The 20,390-nt window shown below is 74.5% G+C and carries 18 protein-coding genes and 1 pseudogene; 12 read left to right on the forward strand and 7 right to left on the reverse strand.

Annotated elements, in window-relative coordinates:
* Positions 1-22: 22 nt before the first annotated feature.
* On the forward strand, positions 23-595 hold the full coding sequence (locus ACVJO7_RS08550; RefSeq protein WP_344030526.1) for a PadR family transcriptional regulator: 573 nt from the start codon (positions 23-25) through the stop codon (positions 593-595).
* Positions 596-620: 25 nt separating this feature from the next.
* Here ACVJO7_RS08550 and ACVJO7_RS08555 read toward each other — a convergent pair.
* The 4 genes and pseudogenes from ACVJO7_RS08555 to ACVJO7_RS08570 all read right to left on the reverse strand — a co-directional run.
* A pseudogene (locus ACVJO7_RS08555) lies at positions 621-1,730 on the reverse strand (nitric oxide synthase oxygenase); the annotation flags it as partial.
* 586 nt (positions 1,731-2,316) lie between these two features.
* The gene (gene trmB, locus ACVJO7_RS08560; protein ID WP_491672403.1) at positions 2,317-3,090 is read right to left on the reverse strand and encodes a tRNA (guanosine(46)-N7)-methyltransferase TrmB; all 774 of its coding nucleotides are present in this window, start codon (positions 3,088-3,090) and stop codon (positions 2,317-2,319) included.
* Positions 3,083-4,087, reverse strand: coding sequence for a glycosyltransferase family 2 protein (locus ACVJO7_RS08565; protein ID WP_491672404.1), 1,005 nt, complete (start codon positions 4,085-4,087; stop codon positions 3,083-3,085). The genes trmB and ACVJO7_RS08565 overlap by 8 nt, the downstream gene beginning before the upstream one ends.
* A gap of 54 nt (positions 4,088-4,141) precedes the next feature.
* The gene (locus ACVJO7_RS08570; RefSeq protein ID WP_491672405.1) at positions 4,142-5,134 is read right to left on the reverse strand and encodes a glycosyltransferase family 2 protein; all 993 of its coding nucleotides are present in this window, start codon (positions 5,132-5,134) and stop codon (positions 4,142-4,144) included.
* A gap of 757 nt (positions 5,135-5,891) precedes the next feature.
* Between ACVJO7_RS08570 and ACVJO7_RS08575 the strand changes: the two genes are divergently transcribed.
* Entirely contained in the window at positions 5,892-6,254 is a 363-nt protein-coding gene (locus ACVJO7_RS08575) for a hypothetical protein (RefSeq protein ID WP_491672406.1), read from the forward strand.
* A gap of 214 nt (positions 6,255-6,468) precedes the next feature.
* Positions 6,469-6,663, forward strand: coding sequence for a hypothetical protein (locus ACVJO7_RS08580; protein ID WP_491672407.1), 195 nt, complete (start codon positions 6,469-6,471; stop codon positions 6,661-6,663).
* Positions 6,664-6,669: 6 nt separating this feature from the next.
* Here the strand turns inward: ACVJO7_RS08580 and ACVJO7_RS08585 are convergent, their stop codons facing one another.
* Together ACVJO7_RS08585 and ACVJO7_RS08590 are read right to left on the reverse strand one after the other, a co-directional pair.
* Positions 6,670-7,134, reverse strand: coding sequence for a hypothetical protein (locus ACVJO7_RS08585; protein ID WP_491672408.1), 465 nt, complete (start codon positions 7,132-7,134; stop codon positions 6,670-6,672).
* Positions 7,135-7,220: 86 nt separating this feature from the next.
* Positions 7,221-7,784 (reverse strand): TetR/AcrR family transcriptional regulator, encoded by a 564-nt coding sequence (locus tag ACVJO7_RS08590; protein ID WP_491672409.1) that lies wholly within the window; start codon positions 7,782-7,784, stop codon positions 7,221-7,223.
* 139 nt (positions 7,785-7,923) lie between these two features.
* Between ACVJO7_RS08590 and ACVJO7_RS08595 the strand changes: the two genes are divergently transcribed.
* The 4 genes from ACVJO7_RS08595 (at position 7,924) to ACVJO7_RS08610 (ending at position 14,612) form a co-directional block, all read left to right on the forward strand.
* Entirely contained in the window at positions 7,924-9,507 is a 1,584-nt protein-coding gene (locus ACVJO7_RS08595; protein WP_491672410.1) for an MFS transporter, read from the forward strand.
* Positions 9,508-9,645: 138 nt separating this feature from the next.
* On the forward strand, positions 9,646-10,014 hold the full coding sequence (locus ACVJO7_RS08600) for a hypothetical protein (RefSeq protein WP_491672411.1): 369 nt from the start codon (positions 9,646-9,648) through the stop codon (positions 10,012-10,014).
* 340 nt (positions 10,015-10,354) lie between these two features.
* Positions 10,355-12,175 carry a phosphoenolpyruvate carboxykinase (GTP) gene (locus ACVJO7_RS08605; protein ID WP_344030500.1) on the forward strand — a complete coding sequence of 607 codons (1,821 nt, stop codon included), beginning with the start codon at positions 10,355-10,357 and terminating at the stop codon, positions 12,173-12,175.
* A gap of 403 nt (positions 12,176-12,578) precedes the next feature.
* Positions 12,579-14,612, forward strand: coding sequence for a hypothetical protein (locus tag ACVJO7_RS08610; protein WP_491672412.1), 2,034 nt, complete (start codon positions 12,579-12,581; stop codon positions 14,610-14,612).
* A gap of 4 nt (positions 14,613-14,616) precedes the next feature.
* On the opposite strand, the gene ACVJO7_RS08615 is transcribed toward ACVJO7_RS08610, so the two are convergent.
* Complete coding sequence (locus tag ACVJO7_RS08615; RefSeq protein WP_491672413.1) at positions 14,617-14,961, reverse strand: DUF3024 domain-containing protein; 345 nt, start codon at positions 14,959-14,961, stop codon at positions 14,617-14,619.
* Between the two features lie 150 nt (positions 14,962-15,111).
* Between ACVJO7_RS08615 and ACVJO7_RS08620 the strand changes: the two genes are divergently transcribed.
* The 5 genes from ACVJO7_RS08620 (at position 15,112) to ACVJO7_RS08640 (ending at position 20,345) form a co-directional block, all read left to right on the forward strand.
* Entirely contained in the window at positions 15,112-15,705 is a 594-nt protein-coding gene (locus tag ACVJO7_RS08620; protein WP_491672414.1) for a peroxidase-related enzyme, read from the forward strand.
* A gap of 99 nt (positions 15,706-15,804) precedes the next feature.
* Entirely contained in the window at positions 15,805-16,137 is a 333-nt protein-coding gene (locus ACVJO7_RS08625) for an antitoxin (RefSeq protein WP_344030479.1), read from the forward strand.
* A 213-nt stretch (positions 16,138-16,350) separates the two neighbouring features.
* Positions 16,351-17,544 carry a pyruvate dehydrogenase (acetyl-transferring) E1 component subunit alpha gene (pdhA, locus tag ACVJO7_RS08630; RefSeq protein WP_491672415.1) on the forward strand — a complete coding sequence of 398 codons (1,194 nt, stop codon included), beginning with the start codon at positions 16,351-16,353 and terminating at the stop codon, positions 17,542-17,544.
* Positions 17,541-18,518: an alpha-ketoacid dehydrogenase subunit beta gene (locus ACVJO7_RS08635; protein ID WP_491672416.1), complete on the forward strand. Its 978-nt coding sequence runs from the start codon at positions 17,541-17,543 to the stop codon at positions 18,516-18,518. Before pdhA ends, ACVJO7_RS08635 begins: the two co-directional genes overlap by 4 nt.
* A 9-nt stretch (positions 18,519-18,527) precedes the next feature.
* Complete coding sequence (locus ACVJO7_RS08640; protein ID WP_491672417.1) at positions 18,528-20,345, forward strand: dihydrolipoamide acetyltransferase family protein; 1,818 nt, start codon at positions 18,528-18,530, stop codon at positions 20,343-20,345.
* The last annotated feature ends 45 nt before the right edge of the window (positions 20,346-20,390 follow it).

Consider the following 20,390-nt stretch of genomic DNA (forward strand, 5'->3'; position numbering starts at 1 on the left):
GGACCGGTCGTGAGGAGAGCGGATGCGGCTGTCGACGACGTCGTACCTGGTCCTGGGCATGATCGCGCTGCGCGGGCCGTCGACGCCCTACGACCTCAAGCGGGCGGTCAGCCGATCGGTCGGCTACTTCTGGCACTTCCCGCACGCGCAGCTGTACTCGGAGCCGGACCGGCTCGCCGAGGCCGGCCTGCTGGCCCTCGACACCGAGGACAGCGGTCGCCGCCGCAAGACGTACTCGCTGACCGGGGCGGGCCGGACCGCGCTGCGGGAGTGGCTGGCCGCCCCGACACCCGAGCACTTCGAGATGCGCGACGTGGCCGAGCTCAAGCTGTTCTTCAACGAGGCGGGCTCACCGGAGGACGTCGACAAGCTCGCCCGGGAGCAGATCCGCCAGCACGAGGAGCGGATCGGCATCTACGAGGCCATGGTCGACCGACACGGTGCCGAGGGATGGGCCGAGCCCCGCATGATCACCCTCGAGCTGGGGCTGGAGATGGAGCACGCGGCGCTGCGGTTCTGGACCGCGCTGGCCGAGGGCGACCTGGACCGGCTGCGCCGCGACCGGGCCGAGCGGGACCCCCGCGGCCCGATCTGACCGGCCCGACGGCCGCCGGCTCCGGTCAGATCCGGTGCGGCTCCAGGAACGCCGGCCGCAGGTCGGGATCCGGCTCGTCGTAGTAGCGGTGGAACACCGGGGTCTGCGCACCGGACATCGGCGGCACGATCCAGCTCCAGTCGGCCGGGCAGCTCCGGCCCGCGGCCTCCTCCTTCTCCAGGTGCCGCAGGAAGCGCTCGGACTCGGTGTGGTGGTCGGCCATGGTGACGCCGTCGGCGTCGAACGAGTAGGTCACCGCCCGGACCAGCTCGACCATCGCCCGGTCCTTCCACATGGTGCGCACCGAGCGGGTGTCCAGCCCGAGCCGCTTCGCGATCTCCGGCAGCAGGTCGTAGCGGTCCGGGTCGGCCAGGTTGCGGGCGCCGATCTCGGTGTCGAGGTACCAGCCGTTGAACGGTGCGGCCGGGTACACCACGCCGCCGATCTCCAGCGGCATGTTGCTGATCGCCGGGACGGAGTGCCAGCGCAGCCCGAGCCGGGCGAACCACGGGTGCTCGGGATGGCGCAGCGGGACCTCGTGCACGGCGTCCGGCGGGACGTCGAACAGCCGGGACCGGCCGTCCGCACCGGTGATCAGCAGCGGCAGCACGTCGAACCGGCCGAGCGGCTGCGGCCGCGGCCAGCCCATCTCGACCACCCGGTCGGTGAACTCGACCTGGGTCGGGTCGCCGACGACGGCGCCGTCCGGGCCGCGATGGCCGGCGTAGCGCACCAGCTGGTCGTTGCGGATCCGCGGGGCCGGCCGGCCGGGAACGTCCGGCGCGAACACGGTGATCGTGGACCGGATCCGGCCGCCGCGGGTGGCGGCCCGCAGGTGCCCGACGCTCTCCTGCGCGACGTCCGCCGGGTCGCTCAGGTGCCGCAGGTCGCGCACCTGCAGCGACTGCCAGTAGAGGCGGCCGATGCAGCGCGCCGAGTTCCGCCAGGCGACCCGCGCGCCGAACACGAGCTCGTGCGCGGTGTGGGTGTAGACGCCGCGCCGGTCGATCTCGCCCAGCACCTGCCGGAGCCGCTCGGTCAGCGGCAGCTCGGGCTCGGTCTCGGTGTAGACCTGACGGAGGAACTCCTCGGCGGCCTTCGGGTCGACCGGCTGCGGATTGCGCTCGTCCGGGACGCCAGCGGCGACCGGGTGCCCGCCGGACCGCCCGTGCCCGGTGACCGGGCAGCCGGTGGCGCCGGCCGCCGGGGTGCGGGTGGTCGCCGGGGTGCGGGTGGCCGCCGAGCCCGCCGCCGGGACGACCGTGGTCGTGGCGATGCCGGGCGCCTCGACCCGGGTGGTGACGGTGGCCCCGGTGCTGCGCAGCGGGACCGCGACGGTGGCGCCCTCCACGGCGGCCGTCCCGCCGGTACGGACCGTGCGGCCCAGCGCGGCGGGGCCGACGACCGCGGTGGCCTCGACGCCGGTCCGGGCCGGGGTCGCCGTGGTGGCGTCGACCGCACCCGCCAGCGGGACGATCGCGACCGCCCGGGTGGCCGGTTCGGGCTGCTGCTGACCGGCGGACGACTCGGACTCCTCGGCGGTGCCCGGCTGGGCGTCGGTGGAGCGGGGGGTGGGGCTGGGGCGGAAACCGGCCGGGCGGCGCACCGGCTGGGTCGGTCGCGCGGGCGCGGGCTGGTTGCTCGCGGCGTGCTCCACCGTCGTCACGGGCGTCCTTCTGGGGTCACTCGGGCGGGGATGTGTGTCGGGGGGAACAATGACCCTAGTCGGTCACTCTCCGTATGTCACTGGGGGCGCTTCTGTGGTCGGCGACGTACAACAGGTCCCGTACCGGGCGACCCTCGATCCGGGCACGTTCCTCGAACTTCGTGGTAGGACGCCATTCGGGCCGCTCCTGCCACCCGTCCGGCCCCGGCGGGAAGGCGCCGTCCGGCCGTAGGTCGGGCTCCGCGGTGACCACTCTGCGCATCTGTTCGGCGTAGTGCGGCCAGTCGGTCGCCAGGTGCAACCGGCCGCCGGGGACCAGCCGGGACACGGCCAGCCGGACGAAGCCGGGCTGCACCAGCCGCCGTTTGTGGTGCCGTCGCTTCGGCCACGGGTCCGGGAAGAAGATCCGGAGACCGTTCAGCGATCGGGGCGCGACGGCCCGCTCCAGCAGCTCGACGGCGTCGCCGCGGAGCACCCGCTGGTTGCTCAGGCCGAGCTGTTCGACCCGCATCAGCAGCTGGGCGAGGCCGGGCTCGTAGACCTCGACGGCCAGGTGGTCGATCCCCGGCTCGGCCGCCGCGAGCGCGGCCGTCGTCTCCCCCATGCCGGAACCGATCTCCAGCACCAGCGGGGCGGTCCGGCCGAACGCGGCGTGCGGGTCCCAGTGGCCGCCCGGCTCGGGGAGCACGTCCGCGACCTCGCCGCCGAGCACCGGCCACAGCCTCCGCCAGGCCGACTCCTGGCCGTCGGAGAGCCGGACCCGCTGGTGGACGTACGAGCGGATCCGGCTGTCGTGCGGTCGGTCCGGGGTCAGCGCCCGATCAGGCACCGGTGGTGTTCCGGCCGGCGGCGGGCAGCCGCACGTGCGCCGTCGCGCCGGGCAGCCGGCCCCGGATGTAGCCGGCCGCGGTGACGCCGAAGCAGGCCACGATCGCGGCGGCCGAGGCGGGATTGCGCTCGCGCGCCTCCCGGAGCACGCCCGCGGGGAGCACCTTCAGCGTGTAACTGCTCTCGGTGGACAGCGAGTCCCCGGTGCCGACGACCTTCGAGACGGCGGCCTTGGAGATGCCCTCGGCCCAGCCGCGGCGCAGCAGGTAGCGCCAGGAGACGCGGTCGTCGGAGACCCGGTGGTCGACCGCGGCCTTCGGCTCGAACAGGATTCGCGGGGTGCGGCCGTCGGCGGTGTAGGCCTGCCGGGCGCGGATGCAGAGCTCGGTCTCCTCGCAGCCCAGCGGGTTCTTGCCGATCCGGCCCATGTCCTCGGCGAACCCGCCGACCCGCTTGAACACCTCGGCCCGCAGCGACATGTTGCAGCCCATGAGGTTGCGCATCTCGGCCCGCTCGGTGGGCTGGCCGGTGTAGGTGCAGCCGACGACCCAGTCCAGCTCGCCGGTGGCGTCCGGATCGGCGGGCGCGGCGCCGGGCAGGGTGCGCGGGCGGCCGTCCGGCCAGCGCGGGTGGGCGATCCCGCCGACCCCGATGACGTCCGGATCGGCGTAGGGGGCGAGCAGCGCGCGGAGCCAGCCGGGGCGGGCGCTGGCGTCGTCGTCGAGGAACACGACGACCTCGCCGGAGGCCAGGTCGAGCGCGGTGTTGCGGGCGCCGGACAGGCCCTGCACCCGGTCGTTCGCGACGACGACGACCCCGAGCGGCCCGAACTCGCGCTCGGCGCGCTCGAACAACCGGTCGTTGTGGTCGACGACGACGATTGTCTCCAGCGGCGCGACGTCCTGGGCCAGCACCGACTCGACGGCCGACCGGATGTCGAACCAGCGCTTCTCGGTGTAGACACAGACGACGACGCTGGCGGTGGGCAGGTCGCTCACGACGTACTCGCTCCTCGTGCTGCTGGTTCCGCGGCGGGCCGCGCCGGCAGCGCTCTAGCGGGCGTACCCGGACGCCTTGCGGCGCTGCTCCATGCGACGGTGCTCCGCCATCAGGGTACGCAGCACCCGGGTGCCGTCCGCGAAGGTCCGCAGGTTCGTCTCGCCGAACATGCGCTCACGCTCGATCGACGGCACCTCGGTGATCTTCAGGTCGGCGGCGGCGACCCGGCAGTTGAGCACGGTCTCGATCTCGAAGCCGTCGCCCCAGAGCATCGAGCCGTCCTCCGGCTGCGGCGCGGCCGGGTCCGGGAGCTCGAGCTGCGGGAGCAGGTCGGCCCAGAAGGCGTTGTAGCCGTAGCAGAGGTCGGAGTAGCGGGTGCCGAACAGCCGGTTCGCGACGCCGTTCAGGCCGGCGTTGCCGGTCTTGCGCAGCAGCGTGATGTCGTCCGAGCCGCCGCCCTTGCAGAACCGGCTGCCCTTGGCGAAGTCGGCGCCGTTGACCAGCGCGTCGACGAAGCCGGGGATCTCGTTCGGGTCGGCCGAGCCGTCCGCGTCGAACATCACCAGGACGTCGCCGGTGGCGGCGGTGAAGCCGCAGGCCATCGCGTTGCCCTTGCCCTTGCGGGTCTGGGTGATCACCCGGGCCCAGGGCAGCGTGCGGCGGGCGACGGCGACCGTGTTGTCGGTCGAGTTGCCGTCGACGACGATCACCTCGTGCACCGCGGGGCGCACCGCGGCGATGGCCGGCAGCACGATCTCGAGGTTCCGCGCCTCGTTGCGGGTCGGGACGATGACCGAGACGGCCGGGTTCGCGCTGCGGCGCGGCGCGGGCCGGGGCCGCGGGCGCCGGAAGCCCTCGGGGCCCTCCGGCTGGAGGGGCTGGGCCGACTGGGTCGGCTGGGCCGCGCGGGCGGCACCGTTCGTCGGTCGGGCAGGACTCGCCGGGAGGGGCGTCTGTCCCGTGCCGGGGCCGGGCTGGCGCCCGGGTCGCGCGGGTGCGCTCGACTCGGGCGTGACGGCCGGGCGGGCGGGCGTAACGGCGCTCACACTTCCTCCATACAGGTCCGCTCTACTCGTTCAACGACGGTGTCACGGTCTGGTTGCGGTTCTCGTGTCGGGCAGCTTCTCGGACCCGACTGTGCAGACGTCCGGACCACCCGGGGGGTTGCCCCGGTCGGTTGATTCGTCCGTATCCGGCGTCCGGTTCGGTCCGCGCCCGGGACGCCGGTGGGGCCCGGGGGGACTGCTGCGCAGTCCTACGCATCCGGTCGCCGGTGGTGCCCGACAGGCTCTCACCATGTCGATCCGACGACGCCGGACGGACCCCCTCGGTGAGCTTCGTCCGCTCCTCGCACTGGCCAGGATGGACTGTGCTGCAAGGCTGTCCTCGCAGGTGGACGGGCTGGTGGAGGCCGCGGTGCGCCGGCCGGGCCGGGCCGGCGACGCCGGCTGGTGGGCGGCAGCGCTGGACCGGCCGGCCCGCGATCTCGCCGAGGGCTGGGTGCGCCGTGCGGGTCCGCCGATGCGCCGCGCGGGCGCGCCGCGGGCACTGGGACGTCCGGGGCAACGGGTGATGCACATCACTCACGCTGGGTCACCGATCTGCGGTCCGGTCCTGGTGTCGGCGGCGTCGGCGGCCCTCGATGCCGTGCCCGGGCACCGCCCGCCCCGATCCCGGCGGTCCGGCGCCCCGCTCCCCCGGCGGCCCGGCCCGTCGCGTGCCCGGCGATCCGGCCGGGCGGTGCGTCCCCGGCGGTCCGGCCCGGCCCGCCGCCCCCCGGGCTCGGGCGTGGCCGGTCTCCTCGTGTCCGGCGCCCTCCTCCCGGGAACGCTGCTGCCCGGAACCCTCCTGCCGGGAACGCTGCTGCCCGGCGCCCTGCTCTCCGGGCTGCTCGCCGCCGGACGGTTGTTGCCCACCGCCGGCCCCGGGCTGCTGCTCGTGTTGTCCGGGCTGGTGCTGCTCGGCGGCGCCGGCCTCGCCGCCCGGTCGCGCGCGGCCCGGGTCGCCCGCGACCGGGAGATCGCGCACCGGGTGCGTGCGGCGGTGCTCGCCGCCGCGGACCGGGAGCTGATCCGGCGGACCCTGGACGCCGAGCTCGTCGTCGGGGGACGGTCGGCGCCGTGGCACCGGACGCCGTCCGGCCCGGGGACACATCGTGCGGCCTGACCCGGCTGCGGCCGGACGCCCGGTCCCCGCGCCGGACCCGCGGACCGGTCCGGGCGGTGCCCGCTCCGTTCGCCCGAGGCGCCTGCCGTGCGGGCCGTCCGGGATCGCGGCCGGTGCGGCGGCCGCCCCGCCGTGGTGGAGCTCGGTTCAGGTCGCCCGGGCGCCGGTCCGGCCGGAGGCGGACACCGGCCCGGTCCCCGGCACCGCGGTACCGGTGAGCGGGCCCGCGGCGCACGACGCCGACCGGGACGGCCTGCCGGACACGCTGGTCGTCGACGGGCCCACCGGCACGTCGTTCTGGATCGACCTGGACCGCGACGGCCTGGCCGATCGCGTCGTCAGGCCGGGTCCGGCCGATCCGGCGGTCGGCCCGCCGGACGCGCTCACCGATCCCGGCGGGGACCGGTGACCCGGCTCAGTCCCCCGGCTGCTCGGACGGTGTCCGGGCCTCGCTCTCCGGGGCCGGCCCGCCGCCACCGCGCCGGAACCGGCCGGGGCCGCGGCGCTGCTCGGCGAGCTTCTGGTCGATCTCGGCGGACATGGCCTGCTGCCGGCGACGCTCCCGGATCCGCAGCAGCACCAGCATCGAGACGCCGTAGGCGATGCCGACCAGCAGCAGCACCACGCCGATCTTGAACGCCACGGTCTGGGCCGTGCCCGCATCGGCAGGCACGTCGATGACCGAGATCATCCCGAGCACGCCGAGCGTGAGCAGGTGGAACAGCACCACCAGCAGCCGGTTGATGGAGTGGGCGCTCTCCTTGTTCTGGAAGACGTCGTCCAGGAACGGTTGACCGGAGCGCAACAGGATCTGGCCGACACCGACCGTGATCAGAATGCCGATCACGACCAACGTCAGGTAACTGGCGGTTCCCTCCACAGTGGGCCCCTCCCCGTGCGTGAGCAGGGTCCGAGCCTACCCTGTGCGACCGCTCCGACGCGCTGTGCGCGCGGATGGTTCACCGGTTAGGACCGGTCGGTGATCAGCTTCCGGAGCCGGGCGTGCAGCTCCTCCGGCGAGACGCCGCCGGTGAGCGGTGCCCCGGTGAGGGTGCGCAGGTAGAGGCCGTCCCCCACGAGCTGCACCAGCCAGGCGAGGACCGGGTCCTCGATCTCCTCGCGGAGCGCGGCGAGACCGTCGGCGTCGACCGCGGCCAGTGCGTCCCGGGCCGGGGCGCCTGCGGTGCTGCCGTCGGCGATCCGCAGCGCGGCCAGGTAGGTGCGGGTCAGCCCGACCGGCGACTCGCCACCGGGCACCGAGGTGCGCAGGTAGTAGGCGACGGCGCCGTCCGGATCGGTCCGCATCCGCTCGGCGTCGCGCGCGCTGCGCTCGCGGAGCCGGTCGAGCAGCCCGCCGACCAGCGACTCCTTCGAGGAGAAGTGATAGAGCAGCCCACCCTTGGAGACCTCGGCACTCGCCGCGACGGCGTCCAGGGTGGCCCCGCCCGGCCCCTGCTCGATGAGCAGCGTCTCGTACGCGTCGAGCACCCGGTCGCGGGCCGGTGGTCCTGCGTTCCGCCGCTCCGCCATCCGCGAAGGCTACCCACGTGCCCGTCGGTGCTTCCGCTCACAGGGCGGCCCGGCGAGTGGACTGTACCGTCTGGACGGTATATGACTGTACCGTCTGGACGGTAAAGCCGTCGTGCGGCGTTCACGGAGGAGAAGACAGATGTCACGGCCCGAGGTCAGCACCGGCCCGGTCGAGCGCCCGGGGGCCCGCGCCTGGCTCGCGCTGGCCGTGCTGGTGATCCCGACCCTGCTGGTGTCGATCGACAACACGGTGCTCGGCGTGGCGCTGCCCGAGCTCAGCGCGGCGCTCAGCCCGGACGCGTCGACCCTGCTGTGGGTGGTCGACATCTACCCGCTGGTGCTGGCCGGGCTGCTGGTCACGATGGGCACCCTGGGCGACCGGATCGGCCGCCGCCGGCTGCTGATGATCGGCGTGGCCGGCTTCGGCGTGGTCTCGCTGGCCGCCGGGTTCGCGACGTCCGCCGGGCAGCTCGTCGCCGCCCGCGCGCTGCTCGGCGTGTTCGGCGCGATGCTGATGCCCTCGACGCTGGCGCTGCTGCGCACCGTGTTCGTCGACCGGGTGCACCGCCGCCTCGCGCTGGCCGTGTGGGCGACCGGCTTCGCCGCGGGTGCCGCGCTCGGCCCGATCGTCGGCGGACTGCTGCTCGAGCACTTCTGGTGGGGATCGATCTTCGTGATGAGCGTGCCGCCGATGGCGCTGCTGCTCGTCGTCGCGCCGTTCCTGCTGCCGGAGTCGCGGGAGCCGTCCCCGGGCCGGCTCGACCTGGTCGGCGTGCTGCTGTCGCTGCTCGCGATGGGCCCGCTGGTGCTGGCGGTCAAGCTGATCGGCTCGTCCGGGTTCGGCCCGGGCGCCGCGGCGTCGGTGCTGGTCGGGGCCGCGGCCGCGGTCGGGTTCGTGCTGCACTACCGGCGGCGCGTCCGGGCCGGGCTCGATCCGCTGATCGACCTGGAGCTGTTCGCCCGGCCGGTGCTCCGCTACAGCGCGCTGGCCAACGCGACGACCATGTTCGGCCTGACCGGGCTGCTGTTCTTCGCCGCGCAGTACCTCCAGCTGGTGCTCGGCTCGTCGCCGCTGGAGGCCGGGCTGCTCCTGCTGCCCAGCTTCCTGGTGACGATCGTGGCCGGACTCGCCGCGGCCCGGCTGGCCCGCCGGTTCACCCTGCACCAGCTGGTGTCGGTCGGGCTGGCGCTGGTGCTCGCGGGCTTCGCGGTCAGCCTGTTCCTGCAGGTCGACTCGGCGGTGCTGCTGCTGACCACGGCGGCGGTGCTGATCGGCGCCGGCATCGGGCTGTCCGAGACGGTCACCAACGACGCGATCCTCGCGGCCGCCCCGCCGGAGAAGGCGGGCGCCGCGTCCGCGGTCTCGGAGACGGCCTACGAGGTGGGCGCGGTGTTCGGCACCGCGGTCGTCGGCGGGGTGCTCTCCGCGGTGTACCGGGACGCGGTGGTGCTGCCCGGCGGCGCGCCCGCGGCGGCCGGCGAGACGCTCGGCAGCGCCGTCGAGGCCGCCCGGTCGCTGCCCGCGGGCCCGGCCGGCGAGCTGCTGGCGTCCGGCCGGGAGGCGTTCGTCGCGGGGGTCGACCTCGCGGCCGGGGTGGCCGCGGCGATCGTCGCGGTCGTCCTGGTGACGGCCGGGACCGGCCTGTGGCGGGCGCACCGGGCCGTGCTGGCCGCCGGCGCGTCCGGGATCCCGGAGCGGGCGCTGCAGCGTTCCGGTCGCTGACCGGGACCCCGGGGGTGCGGGCCGGATCCCCGGGGACCCCGCCGGCCCCGGGGGCCGCCGCCGGGGCGCCCCGGCGGCGTGCCGTCGACCGGCTGGTTGACTACACCGGGACAGCCGCCGACGCCGTGGGAGACATCCGTGCCGTACGAGGTGGTCAGTGCCTACACGCTGGTTCTGGGTGGGGGACACGAGGAGCCGGATACCGACGAGCGCGCGTCCGGGCCCGAGGTCTCGGTGCACACCACCGCCGAGGACGCCTGGCGGGCACTGGACGCCGGCGTCCGGCAGCGCTGCGGGATGCGGCCCCGGCCGCGGCGGAGCATCGACCCGGACGCGGTCGTCCGGCTGGCCGACGCCTGGCGGGCGGCCGACCCGGTGGCCCGCTACTGGAACATCACCGCGCACCGGCTGCCGATCATGGTCCCGGAGTTCGCGCGGACCCCGGCCGAGCCGGTCCGCACCCCTTCGGCACGCAGAATGCGTAACTACGTCGGATCAATACGTTGAATCGGACCGTTCCGACTGCGCGGATGTAGTTCGGCGAAGCCTGCTTGCGCATTTCCGCTCAATCGTCCTGTGATGTCGTCGAATCCGTCACCCGCATCGGGTTGCGTTCGTGTGACAAGCCCGTCACCAGGAAGGACGTCGGCGTCCACCGCGGCCTTCTGGATCGATTTACATGATCGGTGTTGTGCCTGACCTCTCAAGAGATGCCATGGGTAGGGGTCCATTCCGCGGGTAGCCTCGGTTTCCACCTTTTCCCGCACAGGCCCGTGCCGATGATCGGTACGGGCTCGTAAGACTTCCCCGGGCGGCGGGCCGGGGCCGGCGAGGAGAACAGGACGACATGACTGCAGCCACCGTTCCGGGAACCGACAAGGCACCGACCACCAACCAGGCCGTCGTGGCCTGGGTGCAGGAGATCGCCGAGCTTGCGTCACCGGACCGGGTCGTGTGGTGCGACGGGTCGGAGGAGGAGTGGACCCGGCTGACCGACCAGCTGGTCGAGGCGGGCACCCTGACCCGGCTGGAGAAGAAGCCGAACTCGTTCTACGCCGCGTCCGACCCCGACGACGTCGCCCGGGTCGAGGAGCGGACCTTCATCTGCAGCGAGACCGAGCGGGGCGCCGGGCCGACCAACAACTGGCAGCCGCCGGCCGAGATGAAGCAGACCATGACCGAGCTCTACCGGGGCTCGATGAAGGGCCGGACGCTCTACGTCGTCCCGTTCTGCATGGGGCCGATCGACTCGGACGACCCGAAGATCGGCGTCGAGATCACCGACTCCGAGTACGTCGTCATCTCGATGAAGATCATGACCCGGATGGGCGCGAGCGTCGTCCCGCTGCTCGACACCGCGGGCGACCGCTGGGTCAAGGCGCTGCACTCGATCGGTGCCCCGCTGGAGGAGGGCCAGGCCGACGTCGCCTGGCCGTGCAACGAGACCAAGTACATCAGCCACTTCCCGGAGACCTGGGAGATCTGGAGCTTCGGCTCCGGCTACGGCGGCAACGCGCTGCTCGGCAAGAAGTGCTACGCGCTGCGGATCGCCTCCTCGATGGCGCACGACGAGGGCTGGCTCGCCGAGCACATGCTGATCCTCAAGCTGATCAGCCCGGAGGACAAGGCGTACTACGTGGCCGCCGCGTTCCCGAGCGCCTGCGGCAAGACCAACCTCGCGATGCTGCAGCCGACCGTGCCGGGCTGGCGGGCCGAGACCGTCGGCGACGACATCGCCTGGATGCGCTTCGGTGCCGACGGCCGGCTCTACGCCATCAACCCGGAGTTCGGCTTCTTCGGCGTCGCGCCGGGCACCAACTGGAAGACCAACCCGAACGCGATGCGCACCATCGAGCAGGGCAACGCGCTGTTCACCAACGTCGCGCTGACCGACGACGGCGACATCTGGTGGGAGGGGCTGGAGGGCGACCCGCAGCACCTGACGGACTGGAAGGGCAACGACTGGACCCCGGAGTCCGGCACCGACGCCGCGCACCCGAACTCCCGCTACACCGTGCCGATCGAGCAGTGCCCGGTCGTCGCCCCGGAGTGGGACGACCCGCAGGGCGTCCCGATCTCGGCGATCCTCTTCGGCGGCCGCCGCAAGACGACGATCCCGCTGGTCACCGAGGCGCGCAGCTGGCAGCACGGCACCTTCATGGGCGCCACCATGTCGTCGGAGAAGACCGCGGCCGCGGCCGGCGGGCTCGGCCAGGTCCGGCGCGACCCGATGGCGATGCTGCCGTTCCTCGGCTATAACGTCGGCGACTACTTCGCGCACTGGGTGAACGTCGGCAAGGGCGCGGACGCGGACAAGCTGCCGAAGATCTTCTACGTCAACTGGTTCCGGCGCGGCGACGACGGCCGCTTCCTGTGGCCCGGCTTCGGTGAGAACAGCCGCGTCCTGAAGTGGTGCATCGAGCGGCTGGAGGGCAAGGCGGCCGCCGTCGAGACCCCGATCGGCTACGTGCCCACCACCGACCAGCTCGATCTCGACGGCGTCGACGCCGACCAGGCCGACGTCGCCGAGGCGCTGGCCGTCGACGTCGAGGAGTGGAAGGCCGAGATCCCGCTGATCGAGGAGTGGTTCGCCACCATCGGCGGCGACAACCTGCCGTCCTCGATCCGCGACGAGTTCGAGGCGCTCAAGCAGCGCCTGGGCCTCTGAGCATCCCCGACCGGGACCGAACCCCCGGCGGCCGTCCGGCCGCCGGGGGTTTCGTCACATTGGGCCCACGATCGGTGACGGAGAGAGATTTCACGCCGATGGAGCAGTGCTGGACGGCGCGTCGTCACCCAGTGTGGACCCCGGAGGTTGCGTGGATCGTGTCGCCGGGGAGTTCCGCCAGGTCGGAGCGCCGCGACGGCGCGCCGGGTAGCCTGCGACAGGACCGGCACGGGCGTGCCGCCGAGTCGTCGTGTGCCCGTTCGGGTTCCCGTCCGTCGCGGATCGTGATCGCGAACGGCGGTGGGCCGGACGGAGCAGGCGGGGAGGCGGAACGCCGGGCGCGCCACGGCGATACACACCGTGAGCGCCGTCCCCGGTACGGCGTTGCTGGTACGGCGGAGGTGTGAGCGAGATGCTGGATGTCCGGGTGTCCGAGGGCACGGACACGGAGGCGCTCGTCGCGTTCGTCGAACGGTTGGCGGGCAGCGGGCACGGTGGACCGGCGGTACGGGCGGCGACGACCCGGATCGTCGGCGACCTGCGCGCCGAGCGGGTGCCCGCGGGTCTGCGGATCCTCTCCGCCTCGCTGAACTCGCCGGTCCCGCCGCGGCCGCGGTCCGCGGGCGACGAGACCGAGACGCTGGCCGGCGTGCTCGGCGACGAACCGCTGGTCGTGCTGTCCGACACCGGGACCGACGAGCTGGCCCGGGCGCTCGCCGAGCTGGCCGACCAGGGCATGCGGATCCTGCTGACCGGCGCGGACACCGAGCGGCTCGGCGCGGTGCGCGCCGCGCTCCCGGCCGCACTCGGCGGGCGGATCGTGGACCGGCTGCCCGGGCTCTCCTCGATCGACCTGCGCCGGCTGCGCCGGCTGCTGGCGACGGTCGGCCGCGACCGGTCGGCCAGGGCGGACCAGGAGCTGCCCCCGGAGGGCGCGCTGCCGTCGCACGCCGAGGTGGCGGCCTGCTGCCGGCGGGCCGACCGGGTGGTCGACGGCACCGACGGCGACGGGAGCGGTGAGGCGCGGGTGCTCCCGGGCCTGCTGCGCGATCTCGACGCCGAGCGCCGCGCGGCCGTCACCCAGGTCGCCCGCTGCGTCGTCGGCTCGCTCGGCTCGCTGGCCGGCGAGCCGGACGCCGATCGGCTGCGCGACGTGGTCGGCCGGCTCGTGCACGGCGGGCTGCGCGCCGAGTTCGAGTCGCTGCAGGGGCTGGCCGCCCGCCAGCGCGACGACCGGGTGCGTTTCGCCGCCGGTCCGCCGGTGCAGGTGCTGGAGCCGCTGCCGGAGGGCGGCGACGACGTGATCCGGCACTACCTCGACTATCTCGACGGCGGCGGCCGCATCCGGTCCTACTTCCGGCCGCAGCCGCAGCGCGACGCCGAGCCGATGCTGGAGCGGTTCCGGGTGGCCGGCGGCGAGCCGTACACCTACGACCACGTGGCCGCGATCGTCAACCACCTCGACCTGGCCCGCCGGGACGACGAGATCGCCCGCCTGTGCTCGCTGCTCGGGCTGCCGATCCCCCGCTCGGCGTACGAGCTGCCGGAGCTGACCGACACCCTGGACCGGATCGCCGCGACCGCGCGGTCGGTCGGCGCGCTGCGCCACGACGTGCTGTTCCTGCAGCAGAACTCGCCGGTGTCGGTGCCCGACCTGGAGACCGCGGAGCGGGTCGGCCGGGCCATCGTCGACTACGACGAGCACGGCGACCCGGCTGAGGCGGTCGACGAGCTGGAGCGGTTCGCGCAGGCGTGCGAGGGGTCCGTGCCGTTCGGCGCGATGGCGCCGGAGCACGCCGCGGCGGTCGCCGCCGTCCGGGCCCACCACCCGGACGCCTACGCCGAGGCGCTCGGCGAGATCGGCCGGGCCCGCCGCGAGGTCGCCGACCGGCACGAGCTGGACACGCTGCTCGGCGAGCTCGCCGGGACCCACCGCGCCCTGGCGCTGGCCTGGGCCGCGCAGGCGGCGCGGGGCGCCCGCGGGTTCGGGCTCATCGCCGTCCCGTCCACCGACGACCTGCTCGCCGCGCTGCCGCCCGCCGACTCCACCGACGTCGTCGTGGTGCTGGGGACCGGATCGATGCAGGCCGACGGCCTGCTGCTCACCGCGGCCGCACCGCGGATGCTCGCCGTCGTCGGCGACGAGCCGCGGGCCGAGTCCTCCGGGACCACCCTGCTGGAGGTGCTGAACCAGGCGTCGGCCCGGTTCCTGCGCGGCACCGGGATGGCGGAGCCGGCCGGCCCCGCCCCGGACGAGCACGCGGCGGTGCCTGCGGTGCCGCCTGCCTCGTCGGTGCCCGAGCAGTCCGGCCCGGCCGACGAGCGGTCCGGGCCCGAGGTGCCCGCGCCGCGTTCGGCGTCGGCCGGTCACGACCAGCGGCCGTCCGCGCCGTCGGCGATGGCCCCGGCGGCCCGCCCGGCGGGCGACGAGCGCTAGCGGCTCAGCTCGACCCGACCGCGCGGATCCCGTCCGCGACCCGGTCGAGCAGCACGAACGGGTCGTCGGCCGGGGGCTGCGCGCGCTCCCACCGCTCCCCGGACGCCGGATCGGCGGGCAGGTAGAGCGTCCACCGGCCGGGCTCCGGGTCGTCGGCCCGCAGCCGGGCCAGCGACGTCGACGACCAGGCCGCGCCCAGCTCGGGGAACGCGGGTGGCCTGCGGTCGAGGATCGTGACGGTGCCGCCGGCGGTGGTGTAACCGATCCGGCGGCGTTCGCGCTGCGGCTCGGGGACGAGCCCCGCACACCACGCCGCGAGCTGCTCGCGCACCTGCTCCGGGACTCCCATGCGGGCACATGGTCCCCGATCCGGATCCGTCCGGAAAGTCCCTCCCGGTCACGGGGCCGGTCACCGGGGATCGCCACCGCCGACGGGCACTCGCCCGCCTGCGATCGCGACACCCGGCTGCACCGCCCGCGCCGGGTAGCGTCGCCGGTCATGGCACAGCAGCACGAGGTCAGCCGGTTCGGACACGTCGATCCCGACGGGCTCCCGCCGGACCTGGCCGAGCGGACCGGCGCGATCGCCGAGAAGTCGGGCTTCGTCCCGAACGTGTTCCGGGCACTCGGCAGGCGGCCCGCCGAGCTGCGCGCGTTCCTGGACTACCACGACGCCCTGATGGAGCCCGCCCCCGACGCGGGCGGGCTGTCGAAGGCGGAGCGCGAGCTCGTCGTCGTCGCCACCTCGGGGGCGAACAGCTGCACCTACTGCGTGGTCGCGCACGGGGCGATCCTGCGCATCCGGTACCGGGACCCGGAGATCGCGGACCGGGTCGCGACCAACCCGTACGCGGTGGAGCTGTCCGACCGCGAGAGGGCGATCGTCGACCTGGCACTGCTGGTCGCCCGCCGGTCGGAGTCGCTCACCGAGTCCGATCTCGACGCCGCCCGCGCCGCCGGTCTGACCGACGACGAGATCTGGGACGTCGGTGCCATCACCGCGCTGTTCGCCATGTCGAACCGGCTCGCGCACCTGACCGCGCTGCGCCCCAACCCGGAGTTCTTCCTGCTGGGACGGGTGCCGCGCGGCTGAGGGGGGAACTTCCTGCCCGCAGCGCCGCGTTCCCCTACCGTGGGCTCGACAGCCCGCGGCACGCCGAGTTGCCGCGACCCGTCACGGAGGTCCGTCACGATGTCCCTGTTCCGACGACTCGTCGTCCTGGCCGGCGCGGCCGAGGCCGCCCGCCGCTACGCCCGCTCCAACCCGGACAAGGCCGGGAAGGCGCTGGACTCGGCCGCCCAGTTCGTCGACAAGCAGACCGGCGGCAAGTACACCAACCAGATCGCCGGCGTCGCACGCAAGGCGAAGGACGCCGCAGGCATCCCGCAGCCCGGCTACGGCTACGGGACGCCCGGCACCACCCCGCCCGCGCCGCCCGCGCCGGGCAACGGGCAGCAGCCCGGCGGCGCTCAGCAGCCGCCCGCGTTCCCGCCGCCGAACCCGGGCAACCAACAGGGTGCCTGAGTCCGCCCGCGACCGGCCCCGGCACCGTGACGGTGCCGGGGCCGTCGCATGTGGACACCCGGTGGGCCGCGCCGCACGAGCTGTCCCGGCGCCCGATCCCGTGCCAGGATCGGGGACGACACAGGAGCGTCCCTGACCCGCCCACCCGTGCGGGTCACGGCGCCGACACCGCCGGCCGGTCACCCCGGCCCGGCGACACCGAGGAGGTACGCCGTGGAGGAACCGCAGGCGTGGGTACCGGGGGATCCGCGGTCGCGGCCCAGCCGCGAGCAGGTCGTCGCCGGGCTGAAGGGGGTCGACGAGGGCGGGGTCGAGCTCGTCCAGCTGCTGACGCCCGAGGGCGAGCGGGTGTACCACGAGCACTTCGACCGCTACACCGCCGACGTGACCCTGGACGACCTCATGTCGCTCTACCGGGACCTGGTGCTGGTCCGCCGCGCCGACCGCGAGGGGAACTCGCTGCAGCGGCACGGCGAGCTCGGGATCTGGGTGCCGCTGCTCGGCCAGGAGGCCGCGCAGGTCGGGTCCGGCCGGGCGCTGCGCCCGACCGACATGTGCTTCCCCAGCTACCGCGAGCACGGCGTCGCGTGGACCCGCGGGATCGACCCGACCGAGCTGCTCGGCATCTTCCGCGGCACCGACCACGGCGGCTGGGACTTCACCGGCCGCAGGTTCCACCCGTACACCATCGTGATCGGCAACCAGTGCCTGAACGCGGCCGGCTACGCGATGGGCCAGCGCTTCGAGGGCAGGGTCGGCGACCCGGACACCGGCGAGGCGACGATCTGCTACTTCGGCGACGGCGCCACCAGCCAGGGCGACGTGCACGAGGGCTTCGTCTGGGCCGCCGCCTACGACGCGCCGCTGGTCTTCTTCTGCCAGAACAACCAGTGGGCGATCTCGGTCCCGCTGGAGCGCCAGACCCGGGTGCCGCTCTACCAGCGCGCCCGCGGCTACGGCTTCCCCGGCGTCCGGGTGGACGGCAACGACGTCCTCGCCTGCCTCGCCGTCAGCCGCTGGGCGCTCGACGAGTGCCGCACCGGCAACGGGCCGGTCCTGATCGAGGCGTTCACCTACCGGATGGACTCGCACACCACCTCCGACGACGCCACCCGCTACCGGCTGGCCGACGAGGTCGAGCTGTGGAAGCTGAAGGACCCGATCGAGCGGGTCCGGGTGCACCTGGCCCGCCGGCACGGCGTCGAACAGGAGTTCTTCGAGGCCGTCGACGCCGAGGCGAACGAGCTGGGCGAGCGGCTCCGCGCGTTCTGCCGGGCGATGCCGCAGCCGGGCCCGGAGCGGATGTTCTCCGAGGTCTACGCCGAGGCGTCCCCGCAGGTCGACGCGCAGCGCGCGGAGTACCTCGCCTACCACGCCTCCTTCACCGGCGAGGGGGAGCAGGCATGAGCACCACCACGATGGCGAAGGCCCTCAACGACGGGCTGCGCGCCGCGATGGAGCGCGACCCCAAGGTCCTGATCATGGGTGAGGACGTCGGCAGGCTCGGCGGCGTCTTCCGGATCACCGACGGGCTGCAGAAGGACTTCGGCGAGCAGCGCGTGCTGGACACCCCGCTGTCCGAGTCCGGCATCATCGGCGCCGCGATCGGGCTCGCCGTGCGCGGCTTCCGGCCGGTCTGCGAGATCCAGTTCGACGGTTTCGTCTTCCCCGGCTACGACCAGATCGTCTCCCAGCTCGCCAAGCTGCGGTACCGAACCCAGGGCACGGTGCCGGTGCCGGTCGTCGTCCGGATCCCGTTCGGCGGCGGGATCGGCGCAGTCGAGCACCACTCGGAGTCGCCGGAGTCGCTGTTCGCGCACGTCGCGGGCCTGAAGGTGGTCGCCTGCGCCACCCCGGCCGACGCGCACTGGATGATCCAGCAGGCGATCGCGGGCGACGATCCGGTGATCTTCTTCGAGCCGAAGCGGCGGTACTGGGAGAAGGGGACGGTCGATCCGGACCTCTCCGCGGCCCCGCCGCTGCACTCGTCGCGGGTGGTCCGCCCCGGCTCGACGCTCACCGTCGCCACCTACGGACCGATGGTGAAGACCTGCCTGGAGGCCGCGACCGCGGCCGCCGAGGACGGCCAGGACCTGGAGGTGATCGACCTGCGCACGCTGTCCCCGCTCGACCTGGGGCCGGTCGTCGAGTCGGTGCGGCGCACCGGGCGGCTGGTCGTGGTGTCCGAGGCACCGTCCGAGTCCTCGATCACCTCCGAGGTCGCCGCCCGGATCCAGCAGGAGTGCTTCTTCTCGCTGGAGGCCCCGGTGTTGCGGGTGACGGGCTTCGACACCCCCTACCCGCCGTCCCGGCTGGAGGACGACTACCTCCCCGACCTGGACCGGGTGCTGGACGCCGTCGACCGTTCGCTGGCCTGGTGAGGGACCCCGATGACGCGTGAGCTGTTCAACCTGCCCGACGTGGGCGAGGGACTGACCGAGGCCGAGATCGTCACCTGGCGGGTCGCTCCGGGCGACACGATCCAGGTCAACGACGTGATCGTCGAGATCGAGACGGCGAAGGCGGCCGTGGAGCTGCCCTCGCCGTGGGCGGGCACGGTCGGCGAGCTGCTGGCCGAGCCGGGCGCGACGATCGAGGTCGGGACGCCGATCATCGCCATCGACACCCCCGGTTCCGGTTCCGGCGGGGCCGCCGAGGAGGAGGCCGGCGCGAAGATCGGTGAGGCGGGCAAGGACGGCCGGATCGCCACGCTGGTCGGGTACGGCCCGCGGCAGGGTTCGGTGCGTCGCCGGCCACGGCGCGCGCCGGGTGTTTCCGGCGCTCCCGGTGCGACCGCCGCTGCGCCTGCCGGTGCGCCGGGATCGCCCGCGCCCGCCGGGAAGCCGGGGTCGCCCGCGTCCGCGCAGCCGGACGTCCCGGCCGGGGTGGCCGCGGCCGCCGCGGTGGGGCCCGGTGAGGCGGCGGACGTCCGCGCCGAGGTGCCCGGTGCGGGCCCGGTCGGTGTGGCCGCACCCGGGGCCCACGGCACCGCCCCCGACACCGCCGGCCTGTTCGATGAGTCCGGCCCGGCCGAGCCGGTCGGCACCGGCACCGGTACCAGCAGTGCGGTCGGCACCGGCACCGGCGCCGGCAGTGCGCCCGGCACCGGCACCGGTACCGGCAGTGCGGTCGGCGCTGCGGGCCCGGTCGCGGCGCTCGTGCCGCTGGCACCCCCACCGGTCCGGCTGCTCGCCCGGGAGCTGGGCGTCGACCTGCGCGCGGTGACCGGGACCGGCCCGCACGGCCGGATCACCCGCGACGACGTGCACGCCGCCGCGGCCGGATCAGCCGCCCCGGCGGAATCCGGAAGCCCGGCGGAATCCGGAGCCCCGGCCGCGAGCCCGGTCGCCGCCGGAGGCCCGGCCGCGTCCGCGGCGCCGGGCGTGGGAGCCGCCCCGGGCGCCGCAACCGCCGCCCCGGGCGCCGCGACCGCCGCCCCGGCCGCCGCCGTCCCGGCGGCCGGGCCCGGACCCGCCGCAGCACCCGCGCCCGCGGCCGCGCAGGCCCCGGCCGGCGACCGGCGGGAGCCCATCCGCGGCGTCCGGAAGGCCACCGCCGCCGCGATGGTCGCCAGCGCCTTCACCGCACCGCACGTCACCGAGTTCCTCAGCGTCGACGTCACCGGCATGATGGCGCTGCGCGACCGGCTCCGCGGATCGCGCGAGTTCGCCGGGGTGAAGCTGACCCCGCTCGCGTTCGTCGCGAAGGCGGCCTGTCTCGCCGCCGCCCGCACCCCCGCGGTCAACGCGACCTGGGACGAGCGGGCCGGCGAGATCGTCTACTACGAGCGGGTGCAGCTCGGGATCGCCGCCGCGACCCCGCGCGGCCTGCTGGTGCCGAAGATCCGCGACGCCGACCGGCTCGCGCTGCGCCCGATGGCGGAGGCGCTGACCGAGCTCACCGAGACCGCCCGGGCCGGCCGGACCGCACCCGCCGACCTGGTCGGCGGCACGTTCACGATCACCAACGTCGGCGTGCTCGGCGTCGACACCGGCACCCCGATCCTGAACCCGGGCGAGTCCGCCATCCTGGCCGTCGGCTCCATCAAGCAGGCGCCCTGGGTGGTCGACGGCGAGCTCGCCGTGCGCACCGTCTGCCAGCTCGCGCTGTCGTTCGACCACCGGATCGTCGACGGCGCCGAGGGCTCCCGGTTCCTCGCCGACGTCGGTGCCCTGCTGGAGGATCCGGGGGTCGCGCTCACCTGGTAGGAGCCGCCGATCGGGGCGGATTCGGACGGATCGGGAGCAGAACGG

It is taken from the genome of Pseudonocardia sp. DxW, from assembly GCF_058448985.1.